Below are 6,745 nucleotides of genomic sequence, written 5' to 3'. Positions count from 1 at the left end.
GGAAACAGGCTGGTCTGGCTGCGAGACTCTCCTTGGATGTAAGCCATAACGAAAAATGCTCCGTATCTTTCGATACGGAGCATTTTCATTGAGCGCTGCGCAGATTGCTAGGTTTTCACACAGTCTGTTCGGGCCGTTTTTTTGTGCGCGCTACAAACCTTCAACCCACCGCCCTCACAAAATCAAAAGCCGTTAATAAGGGTTGCAGTGTTGGGCCACGGCAGTGGCCTGATCGACGTAAGGACGCGCCGGCTCAAGGTTCCACTCGGGTTTGTTGCGCACAGGCTTGCCCTCATAGGTTGCCGCGAGGTGGCAAACCATCTGCCGCCGCAACGACCCGCCGTTGACGCTGTACTGCCGCCATTGCTGATCGTCTTTGTGTTTGTTGTACAACTCGGCAAACATCCGGTCAGTCTGATCATCCTTGATCGCTCGACCGCACGCGGTCGGCACGACTTGCAGTGACCAGGTGTTCGGTCCCAGTTTCGGGTCGGGACGTTGCACCCAAGTGCTCGACTCGATGTATTTTTCGCAGAACTTCGGCGCCGCTGGCGTGGCGGCCTGGATGCACGAGAAGCTGGCCTTGCCGACCGGGGTTCTCGGGAAATCGATCTTGATGATGTTGCGATCCTTGCCGGTCTTGGCCTTGTAGTCGCGCTGGTTGGCCATGGCATCGTTCAAGCCGCGCTGGTCACTGTAGAAAAACGCCAGAATCGGCAATTCGTCAGTTTTCGGGTTGCCCAGGCGCAACTCCGTCTGCGTCTGAAACTCACGGCTGTTGATGACTTTGCGTGCGCCCATGAAGTTGCGAAAGGCGTCGACCCGCTCCTTGCTGCTCATGGGATTGCGCATATTGAAACCGCACTGCAACTGGTCCTGCTGACGGTTGTTGTTGTACTGGGTAAAGTGCGCCACCCAGGCATTCGGCGTCGCAATCGGCGGCTTCATGGCCTGGCAGACCGCCTCGGTCGGGGCGGTGTTTTTGTTGTCGCCACAGCCACGGTCGTTGCGAAAATCAGTCCAGGCGTCGTTGGGAAACGCGCAATAGACATGCACCGGCGTTTCAGGGTCGCGTACCAGATCCCTCGGCGTAATCAGGTAGCCGTTCTGCGTGCTCATGCCGGGGTCTTCATAACTGATGCCGTCGGCACGCATATAAGAGGCGGCGAATGTGCCCAGTTCCAGCGCTTTCGGGCTGGGATTCCACACATCCCACTTCTGCCCCTTGGCCGGATCGGCACGGTGCGTGCCGCGCACCAACAATCCCGAACAGTCCGAGGCGGGATCCTGACCGCAGCTGTCGACGGTTTTGTTGTACAACGTTTCGACCTTTTTCAGGGTCTCGTCGCATGACTCGGCATTGGCCCATGTCGCCTGCACCAGCAGCGGTAACAAGAGCAATGGCGCGATTGTGTTCAAACGTTTTTGCATGGCTTGCATCTCCTTGATTAGCCAACACACACCTTCAACGCGGGACAGGATTACAACCCGCTGCCCGGGTTTCGCTGTCCGATAACGCCGGCCGGAACGGCTCGAGATTCCACGGCGTCTTGTTGCGGTAATTGACCAGCACGCAGTTCAATTGCTGACGCATGCTGCCGACGGACGTTTCGTTATCGCGCCAGCGACTGTCCGAGCCCCTGAGGGCGAACAACTGGTCGTACAAAGCGCCGACCTGCTCGCTGGGCAGTGCGCGCCCCACCGCCGTCGGCACGATGCTCAGGCTCCACTCATCCTGACGGGTGCCAGGGTCGTAGCGTTTGATCCAGTCGGCAGAAGCGATGTATTGCGCCGCGGTGGGCGCCAGCGGATTGCAGCCGGCTTTCGCTGAGTCCTGCGGGCTCACATTGGGACGGAACGGTTCAAGGTTCCATTGGGTTTTGGCCGGATAGTTCTGGATCAGGCAACTGAGTTGACCACGCATGCTGCCCGCCGATTTTTCGTAATCGCGCCACTGGCTGTCGGCGCCACGCAGCGCGAACAGCTCCTTGTACAAAGCCTCTTGATCACTGGACTGAATCGCCTGGCCTTGAGCGGTGGGCGTGACCTTGAGCGACCATTCGTTTTTCTTGCTGCCGGGGTCGTAACGCTCGATCCACGTCGCTGCGGCGATGTACTTGGGCGCAGGAACACCCGCCACCACCATTTCGTCGATCGCCTGATCCGCCGCCACGTAGCTGAAGCGCTCCGCTGCCGGCTTAGTGAAGTCCAGTCGCAGGATCGGCACGCTGTAGCCTTGGGTCTGAAGTTTCTTTTGAAAATTGCGCGCACTGTTCAGGCCATTCTCGGGTTTCGGCGGCGCCTGATCACCGCGAGTGGCGAAGTTTTGCGTGCTGTTGACGTTGTAGATGAAGGCATCGATGTACTTCATGTTTTCGCTGCCGTCGCGGGTCGCCGTGGCATTTTTCAACATGAACTCGTTGACCTGGCCACTGAAGGAAAAAGGATCCTTGTTGGTGGTACTGGGCCGGGATTCGTGCACCCGGATCATCGCGTGCCAGTCGCTGGTTTTCTCCGCGTTCCAGGAACATTGGCCGTACTGGATCGGCCCTTTCATCAGCCCGGTGTATTTCTGTGTCCATTGCTCGGCAGTGGTGACGCCCGCTTCTGCACAGGTACCGTAGGCCAACGCGGCATTGCGGTTGTTCATCACGCCTTGCGCGGCACGCGGTGGTTCGCGGCTGTCGAAGAAACCGCAGCCGTACCATTTGCGCTCAGGCCCGGTACCGCCATCGAAGGCGTAGATGCAGGTGAAACCCTGCTCCTTGACCGGCAAGTTCAAAGCCGCAGCATCGGTTGGCGTGCGCAGGACCAACCCGGCGGGGTGAATGAGGATTCGCGTGCTCAGGTCCTTGCGGATCCACGAGTAGGACGTCGCGCCGATCTTGATCGCGTAAGGGCTGTAATCCCAAGGGTTGAACGGCCCGTCATTGACCATGCGCAAGGTCACGCCACTGCAATAATAGAGACCGCGTGCGGCGCCGGTATCGGGTTCCTGGCAGGCATCCTTGAGGGTGTTGTAGTTGTGGTTGATGCGCCTGAGCGTGTCCAGCGGATCGGAGACGGTTTGGGCTGCGACCGTCGAGAACATCAAGGGCAACGTGCAGGCCAAAGCCAAGGATGCAGTCCTGCGCCATAGAACAACTGAAGGCGAGCGATCCTTTGTCATGAGATACCGTCCTGGTAAATAGGCCCGCCTCGATGGGCCTCTAAAATCACTATAGAACACATCTCGATACGCGCCCCCTGCAGGGGCTACCGCTGCGACAACGCCTAAAAAGATTTGCGGTGGGCTGTAACGCATTGCCATGAGCTTTCTCTAGAGGGTTAAGCAAGCGCAAAAACGCTTGTAAAAACCTGAACAAGACTGGAGAAACATCATGACTGCTACCACTCGCACCCTGTCCGCCACTGCCCTGGTTCTGGCCCTCGGTTCTGCCCTGAACATCGCCGCCGTTTCCACCGCCCACGCTGCCGATGACATGGAAAAATGCTTCGGCGTAGCCATGAAAGGTCAAAACGATTGTGCCGCAGGTGCAGGCACCACTTGCGCCGGCACATCCAAAATGGACTACCAGGCCAATGCCTGGAAACTCGTTCCGAAAGGCACCTGCACCACCACCGAAAGCAAAACCTCGCCGACCGGATTCGGTCAGATGGAAGCCTTCAAAGCCAAGTCCTGATAACCGGTCTGCCTGAGTGACAATCATGTTCACATCCCCCGAGCCTGCCCTCCCCTGCACTCAGGCAGCCCACACCGGGCTCCCTGCCCGTGCCGGGCTGGGGCTCAAGACCGGGCACTTTCGTGAAGTGCTCGGTTCCTTGCCAGACATCGGTTTCTTCGAAGTCCACGCCGAAAACTACATGGTGGCCGGCGGCCCGTTTCATCATTTTCTCGGTTTGATTCGCCAGCAGTATCCGCTGTCACTGCATGGTGTCGGGTTGTCCATTGGCGCCGAGGGCGCACTGGACGACCAACATCTGCAACGACTGGCCGTGCTGATCGAGCGTTATCAACCCCAATCCTTTTCCGAACATCTGGCCTGGTCGAGCCACGGCCCGGTGTTCCTCAATGACCTGTTGCCGCTGGCGTATGACATGCCGACGCTGAACCGCGTCTGCGACCATATCGATCAGGTACAGAACACCCTCAAACGCCCCATGTTGCTGGAGAATCCGGCGACCTATCTGGCGTTTCAGCGCTCAAGCATCGACGAACCCGACTTCATCGCTGAAGTCATCCGCCGTAGCGGCTGCGGTCTGTTGCTGGACGTCAACAACATCCATGTGTCGTGTGTGAACCATCAGCGTGATCCGCTGACCTATCTCGATGCCCTGCCGCTGCAGGCGGTTGGCGAGATTCATCTGGCCGGTTTCGCCGAAGATAGCGACAGCCTCGGCGAGCGTTTGCTGATCGATGATCACGGCGCACCGATCGATCAAGCCGTCTGGGGTTTGTACCGGCAAGTGCTGGAGCGTATCGGCCCAGTGGCAACGTTGATCGAACGTGACAATCAGGTGCCGGCGTTCAACGTTTTGCTGGCCGAGGCGCAGCAGGCCGATGACCTTTTGACGCACGTCGGGAGTCAGCCATGAGCACTCAAGCGGCGTTCAGCGCTGCGCTACTTGACCCACAGTCACCTTGCCCCGAGGGCCTGTGCAGCGCCAACGGCGCCGATCCGGCGAGTCGTTTTTCGGTGTATCGCAACAATGTGCAAAGTTCATTGATCAACGCACTGGCTGACAGCTACCCGGTGGTTGCGCAATTGGTCGGTGAGGCGTTTTTCCGTGCCATGGCGGCCATTTTCATACAGCGCCAGCCGCCTGACAGTCCGCTGATGAGCCGCTACGGCGCAGGTCTGGCGGACTTCATCGCCACGTTTGAACCGGCCTCCAGCGTGCCGTATCTGGCCGACGTCGCACGGCTTGAACGCTTGCGCACCCTCGCCTATCACGCCGCCGACGCAGCCCCGGTGCAACATGAGCAGATCAGCGCAGCCCTCGCCAACCCGCAAGGTCTGGGCGAGCTGTGTTTCCAACTGCATCCGTCAGTGCACCTGCTCGATTCAGCCTATGCCGTGGTCGCGATCTGGGCTGCGCATCAACACGACGGGACGCTCGAAGGCATCCACATCAGCCAGGGACAACACGCCTTGGTGCTGCGCAACGGTCTCGACGTTGAAGTCTTTGTCCTTGAACACGGCGCCAGGGCGTTTATCGGCAATCTGATCGACGGCCATCCCCTACTGGCAGCCGTGGAAAACAGCCCTGCGTTCGACCTCAGCCAAACTCTGGCGCTGCTGATCGCCCACAACGCCATCAGCCATTTGCACAACAACAAGGAGTGCCCATGAACAACCTCATCACTGCCGCCATCACGCTGCTGGAAAAAATCCCGCACAGCCTGATTGCCTTCATTGCTCGCTTTTCGATTGCCGCGGTGTTCTGGAAATCAGGGCAGACCAAGGTCGAGGGGCTGGCCATCGACTTGATCGATGGCACCTTTGAACTTGGCTGGCCACGGTTGGCCGACTCGACGATCCCCTTGTTCAAGAGCGAATACCACGTACCGCTGCTGTCGCCGGAAATCGCCGCGCACATGGCCGCGTTCGCCGAGCACTTCTTTCCAATCCTGATTCTGATCGGCTTCGCCACACGGTTTTCGGCGCTGGCGCTGCTGGGCATGACCCTGACCATTCAGCTCTTTGTGTACCCGGATGCCTACCCGACTCACGGTACCTGGGCGGCGGTGTTGCTGTATCTGATGGCGACCGGGCCGGGGAAAATCTCGATTGATCACCTGATTGCCAAGCGCTATCGCTGAAGCCGATCCAGCGCCTCGCCGCTGCGTTTGAACCAGTCGATCAGATAATCGGCGAGCACTTGTGTGCGCTTTGGCAGCCCCCCCTGATACGGATGCACCAGGTACATCGGCATACGGCGGGTCTGATAGTCGCGCAGAAGCCAGCGCAATCGCCCGTCAGCCAATTCCGTTTGCAGCAGGTACGAAGGCAACCGGGCGATCCCCGCCCCCGTGAGCGCGGCTTTCTTGAGCAAGTTGTAATGATTGCTGGCGAACGGCCCCGACACCCGTACCCGCAGCAACTCGTGATGCTGATGATAGAGCCACTCCTCGCGACCGCTGTAGTGGCTGTTGAGCAAACACCGATGTTCAGCGAGTGCCAACGGCGTCGTCGGCTCGCCGAAACGTTCGAGGTAGGCGGGGCTGGCACAGGTCATTTCCTGCCAGGCCAGTAACGGTTTGGCCACCAGTCGTTCGTCATTGGTCACGTCGCTACGGATTGCCAGATCGAAACCGTCCCGGGACAAATCGCGATAGCTGTTGTTTAGCTCAAGCTCAATCTGCACTTCGGGATATTTGTGCGAGAACTCCAACACAAGCCCCTCAAAGAAGGTTTCTCCCAGCGACACCGGAACGGTCATGCGCACCGGGCCGGCCATGTCATCCTTCAAGCGCGCCAATGCCTGACGCGCTCTTTCGACCTGGATGACTAACGCTTGGGCTTGCGGCAACAACGCCGCACCCGCCGCCGTCAGGCTCAAACGCCGAGTCGTGCGTTGCAGCAGCACCACGCAAAACTGCGCTTCCAACTGACTGATGCGCTTGGACAACTGCCCCTTGCTGCAGCCCAGTTGCTGCGCTGCGAGAGTGAAACTACCGGCCTCGATCAACACGGCAAACGCGGCCAGATCATCCATTTCGCTCATGGATTGTTTCCATTTG

7 protein-coding genes are annotated in these 6,745 nt (G+C 59.0%); 4 read left to right on the top strand and 3 right to left on the bottom strand.

Annotated elements, in window-relative coordinates; genetic code table 11:
- Positions 1 to 192 precede the first annotated feature (192 nt).
- On the bottom strand, positions 193 to 1,431 hold the full coding sequence (locus tag AACY18_RS04835; protein WP_339430652.1) for a DUF2599 domain-containing protein: 1,239 nt from the start codon (positions 1,429 to 1,431) through the stop codon (positions 193 to 195).
- A gap of 34 nt (positions 1,432 to 1,465) precedes the next feature.
- On the bottom strand, positions 1,466 to 3,169 hold the full coding sequence (locus tag AACY18_RS04830) for a DUF2599 domain-containing protein (protein ID WP_445261946.1): 1,704 nt from the start codon (positions 3,167 to 3,169) through the stop codon (positions 1,466 to 1,468).
- A gap of 211 nt (positions 3,170 to 3,380) precedes the next feature.
- On the opposite strand from AACY18_RS04830, the gene AACY18_RS04825 reads away from it, so the two are divergent.
- Genes AACY18_RS04825 through AACY18_RS04810 form a run of 4 tightly spaced genes read left to right on the top strand, consistent with a single transcriptional unit; the run spans position 3,381 to position 5,824 of the window.
- Entirely contained in the window at positions 3,381 to 3,683 is a 303-nt protein-coding gene (locus AACY18_RS04825; protein ID WP_339464425.1) for a BufA1 family periplasmic bufferin-type metallophore, read from the top strand.
- Positions 3,684 to 3,708: 25 nt separating this feature from the next.
- A complete protein-coding gene (gene bufB / locus AACY18_RS04820) occupies positions 3,709 to 4,596 on the top strand; it encodes an MNIO family bufferin maturase (RefSeq protein WP_339464423.1) in 888 nt (295 codons plus the stop codon).
- Positions 4,593 to 5,354 (top strand): HvfC/BufC N-terminal domain-containing protein, encoded by a 762-nt coding sequence (locus tag AACY18_RS04815; RefSeq protein WP_339430648.1) that lies wholly within the window; start codon positions 4,593 to 4,595, stop codon positions 5,352 to 5,354. The genes bufB and AACY18_RS04815 overlap by 4 nt, the downstream gene beginning before the upstream one ends.
- Complete coding sequence (locus AACY18_RS04810; RefSeq protein ID WP_339430647.1) at positions 5,351 to 5,824, top strand: DoxX family protein; 474 nt, start codon at positions 5,351 to 5,353, stop codon at positions 5,822 to 5,824. Before AACY18_RS04815 ends, AACY18_RS04810 begins: the two co-directional genes overlap by 4 nt.
- Here AACY18_RS04810 and AACY18_RS04805 read toward each other — a convergent pair.
- The gene (locus tag AACY18_RS04805) at positions 5,815 to 6,729 is read right to left on the bottom strand and encodes a LysR family transcriptional regulator (protein ID WP_339464422.1); all 915 of its coding nucleotides are present in this window, start codon (positions 6,727 to 6,729) and stop codon (positions 5,815 to 5,817) included. The two genes, AACY18_RS04810 and AACY18_RS04805, sit on opposite strands and share 10 nt — an antisense overlap.
- Positions 6,730 to 6,745 lie beyond the last annotated feature (16 nt).

The organism is Pseudomonas sp. EA_65y_Pfl2_P74, from assembly GCF_963970575.1.
Classification (GTDB): Bacteria; Pseudomonadota; Gammaproteobacteria; order Pseudomonadales; family Pseudomonadaceae; genus Aquipseudomonas; species Aquipseudomonas baetica_A.
This window is presented reverse-complemented; position numbering and strand designations above follow the sequence as displayed.

Excerpts from the sequence above, each read along its gene's own strand:
- AACY18_RS04805 (WP_339464422.1), bottom strand. The coding sequence starts at position 6,729 with ATGAGCGAAATGGATGATCTGGCCGCGTTTGCCGTGTTGATCGAGGCC.
- AACY18_RS04810 (WP_339430647.1), top strand. The coding sequence starts at position 5,351 with ATGAACAACCTCATCACTGCCGCCATCACGCTGCTGGAAAAAATCCCG.
- AACY18_RS04830 (WP_445261946.1), bottom strand. The coding sequence starts at position 3,169 with ATGACAAAGGATCGCTCGCCTTCAGTTGTTCTATGGCGCAGGACTGCA.
- AACY18_RS04825 (WP_339464425.1), top strand. The coding sequence starts at position 3,381 with ATGACTGCTACCACTCGCACCCTGTCCGCCACTGCCCTGGTTCTGGCC.
- AACY18_RS04815 (WP_339430648.1), top strand. The coding sequence starts at position 4,593 with ATGAGCACTCAAGCGGCGTTCAGCGCTGCGCTACTTGACCCACAGTCA.
- AACY18_RS04835 (WP_339430652.1), bottom strand. The coding sequence starts at position 1,431 with ATGCAAAAACGTTTGAACACAATCGCGCCATTGCTCTTGTTACCGCTG.
- bufB (WP_339464423.1), top strand. The coding sequence starts at position 3,709 with ATGTTCACATCCCCCGAGCCTGCCCTCCCCTGCACTCAGGCAGCCCAC.